General features: G+C 41.3%; 2 protein-coding genes and 1 tRNA gene. All 3 read left to right on the top strand.

The window, feature by feature from the left end; genetic code table 11:
• The coding region (locus ACKPQ4_RS03220; protein ID WP_407679770.1) for an NADH-quinone oxidoreductase subunit N at positions 1-1,005 on the top strand (1,005 nt) is incomplete at its 5' end.
• Positions 1,006-1,050: 45 nt separating this feature from the next.
• Positions 1,051-1,133, top strand: a tRNA-Leu gene (locus tag ACKPQ4_RS03215).
• Positions 1,134-1,242: 109 nt separating this feature from the next.
• On the top strand, positions 1,243-3,974 hold a 2,732-nt coding region (locus ACKPQ4_RS03210; protein ID WP_407679769.1), incomplete at its 3' end, for a coiled-coil domain-containing protein.

Genomic DNA, 3,974 nt, shown 5'->3' with positions numbered 1-3,974 from the left:
GCACTTCTGCTCTTTGGAATTGTATTATTATACGGGGTTGGTTCCAACCCAGAAGCTTGGGGTGCAACTTTATCTATGGTACCCAGTTCAGATGCCTTTTCCTTTAGTTTCCTTTATCAGTTGCTTTCCGAAAATCCCAACCATCTACTCTTGCGGGCTGGTGTCGTCCTGATTATTTCCGGGATTGCATTTAAAGTCGGAGCAGCTCCTTTCCAAATTTGGGTACCAGATGTTTATCACGGTGCTCCTATGCCAATCACGGCGTTCCTTGCAGTTTCCTCAAAGTCGGCAGGTTTTTTTGTTTTGATTAATCTTGTTAATGGACCCTTTGCTGGAATGAGTGAGTTTCTATTACCATTGTTAGGATTTGTGGCCACTTTTACTATATTTTTTGGGAATTTAGCCGCTTGCTCTCAAAGAAATTTAAAAAGAATGCTCGGATTATCTGGAGTGGCTCACGCCGGATATCTTTTGGTGGCCGTGATGGCCTCGATGTTACTACCTGGAGAGAGTGATCGTGCGGTATGGATATTGTTTTTCTACCTGTTTACCTACCTGCTTGCTTCCTTTGCTGTTTTTGGAGTTATGGGCCTTGCTCGTGTTACCGACGATTCGGAGCATGAGTTCTCTGATTACGAAAATTTAGCTCAAAAAAAGCCTTGGGCTGCCTTTGTGCTTGTTGTTGGGATAGGATCTTTGGCCGGAATTCCTCCGTTTGCGGGTTTTATAGGTAAACTGCTTCTTTTTAGCGTAGCTTTTGAAACCAAACTTTTTCTATCTATCGTAGCCATGGTGATCGGTGTGGTTATTTCAATTTATTATTACTTCGGGTGGATTCGTGAGATTTGTTTCCATCCGCGTCCAGTTTTTGAAGATGATGAAGCTAAGCATGACCCATGGAAAGATGTCGGTTCTGTTGGAATGCTTAAACCCGCTCTTTTTTCCCTGGTACTAGCCTCGATTGTTTTGGGTCTTTGGCAGGGACCGATCGGAGATGCCTTTTAGAACCTTGTTATCATTGAGTCCTTTATTTATGCTCAGATTTTACATGCCCGGGTGGCGGAATTGGTAGACGCGCCAGATTTAGGATCTGGTGTCCTATGGACGTGGGGGTTCGATTCCCCCCCCGGGCACATTTTATTTTGTGTAAAATTTTGTACATTAATATTATACGATTTTAATAGTTTTTTTGTTATTAAATCCGTTCTTGCTTTGAGGTAAAGCTTTGCCATTGTAAAAAGCATGAAAAACTCCTGTCTTTTGTTGATTAAGCAAGGTTGGCTGGGCTTGCCGTTGTTTTTCCTTGGTTTAGTAACATTGGCATTTAGCCAATTTGAAACGGAGGTTGATGTTAAGAATCTCACTGCGGATCAATTAGCCGATTCTATATCAACTAAAATTTTAAACGCAGAAAAAGCTCTTGATCGGTTCGAAGATTCATCAATCACTCCTGCGAGGAATGAGTTCTCAAAAGTCCAAAAGAAAATAAATTCAGGAAACTTAGGGCAAGCAGATCAAGGTATTTTGATTGCTCAACTCGATGGACTTAAAAATCGATTTGTTGAACGCGAAAAATTAATGATCTCATCGGTTGAGCAAACAACCCAAAGACTTAACGGAACCAAAGATATTTTTAACGACCTCCAGGCAAACTTTGCTGGAAGAATGGAGGAAACTCGTTCGGCTCTACTGGCTCTTCATGAGAACTTAGCTGGAACTCTTGTTGAATTGGAAGCTTTGTCGACTATGTCAAGTGGGTTGTCCAAGGATTTTAATTACGAAGTTTCGTTGCTTACTGATCAAGTCGATGAAAAAGCGTTGTCTTCAGTTCCCGTTCCTCCTGTTCAAACGGCTAGGGCAAAACCTACAACCTCTATGGGGCGAAAAATTTCCTCCGTTATCCAAGCTCGTGAAGCTCTTCCTCTCAGGCATTCCAACACTCTTAGTAGTAATATTAATCTTTCCAAGACTTCTGAATTTGGGAAATTATCCAGTCCTAGTCCTGGTAATGAAGATGATTTAATTTCAAAGCTTCGTAGAGAGCTCGATAATTCCAAAAGTTTCCAAACCGAACTTTCAGCTGACTCAGCAGAACTTAAATCAGATCTCAGAAAAGCTTACAGGGAAATTGTATCTTTGCAGACCAACCTGAAGGAGTCTAAAATGATCGTAGACGAGTTGGAGAACTCGAAAAGAAGTCTCTACAAGACTTCTGATGGAGGACCAGCCACTGCCCAAACAGTAAGCAAAGAAATTAATCGTTTAGAGCGTCAACTCGAGCAAGCGAGGGAAGACTTAAGACAATCAAGACAGAGTCTATTACTGGAACAACAACGATCAAATGCAATGATCAGTTCCATAACCACTGAATTGGAGCGCACTCGTAGAGAACTAGACTATGCCAGGCAAATGGCACACAGTAATGGTGCAAGTTTTGAGCGACTTGCTTTTCTCGAACGTGAACTAGCTCAGGCAAAGCGTGCACTTGAATCCACGCAAGCTCAACCACTTGAGCCAGGCTCTGAAGATTTTGTTAACTTGCAGGAAGAATTAAAGAAGTCTCTTGGCGAAATTGCTAGAATGCAGATTGAATTGTCAGAAAAAGAAAAGCTGCAAGATGAACTTCTTCGGCTAAAAAGTACAATGGAACAAATTGAAGATTCTCCATCTCGTTCTGCCAGTCCAGCTTTTGTTAACAAACTTTTAGTCGAATTGAATGCAGCAAATTCGGAGATTGAGCGTCTACAGGATGGGAATCTTGCCCAACGAGATGGGCTTTCCGCGGATGTCATTGCTTTGCAAGACCAGTTACAAATGACGCAAACCGAATTGGATCAAGTCAGGAAAGACTTTGCCAGTACTAAAGAGGATATTGCAACTCGTGAATTCGAATTTGCTACTACGATAAAAAAGTTGGAGGAAGAAGCTCAAATGGCCGAATCCATTCTGCAGCAGGCTTCAGAAGGCAAAATGCCAGTCGTTCCTTTCGTTACCGAAATGGAGGAAGACTTGGCTGCTTCTGAATCCCGGGTTCGCTTACTTTCCGATCAATTTTCAAATGAACAAAAAAGAGCCACAGAGGTTATTGATGAACTAACTAATGAGCTCAACTTGGCTCAAGCCCGACATAAAAAATCCTTGGATCAACTAGCTCGCAAAGAATTGGAACTAACTAGCCGTGATCAAGACCTTACCTCTTTGACTCAACAAAAGAAAGATTTGGAGGAGGAACTCGAAGTCGTAAAAGTTATTTCCGGACAGCTCCAGGATTTGAATCAGGTTCTTGAAGATACAAAGGAGAGTCAAAATGTACAGAGCCTAACAAGTGATCAAGTCTTTGATTCTTTGAAAGAAGAGTTAAATCGTGCGAAAATAGAACTTGTTGTCACTCTTGAAGAAAAAGAAAAACTTCAGGATGAGTTTTCACTCAGATTAAAAAATTTGGAAACGCAACTTGAAGACTCTCGAAATGAAATGTTTGAGGAACAAGAAATTTTCCAAGAGACTACAAACGAATCTAAAATTTTAGTTTCTGAACTGAAGACAGAATTAGATGCTGCACGGGACGAGATTGCACAAATGAAAAGAAGTGGAATTACTGAGTCAGTAGAAACCAAACAGGCGGTATTACAACTACAGGAAGCCTTAGGAACTATTCGTATTCTTCAGGAATCATTAGAAGAAGCCGAGGCGGCTAATCTTGAGGTCGATAATTTACGGACCGAACTGGCAGATGCAATGTCCGGACAGTTAGAAAAATTTCAGGAAAATGAAAAGGATAAGATCAATCTTCAAAACGAGATCGAAAACTTGGAAGCGGAGATTGCTCTTTTGAGAGAATCAAACAACGGAACTCAAGTTGCTCAGTTAAAGTCCAATTCAGCACTGCAAGCACAATTAAGTTCATCAGATGAAGAAATTAAGCGACTTAATAATAGACTCTCGCAATCCGAACAACTTGGAGTCGGTGCCCT

Source organism: Candidatus Chordibacter forsetii (assembly GCF_964187505.1).
Classification (GTDB): Bacteria; Verrucomicrobiota; Verrucomicrobiia; order Opitutales; family Seribacteraceae; genus Chordibacter; species Chordibacter forsetii.
This window is presented reverse-complemented; position numbering and strand designations above follow the sequence as displayed.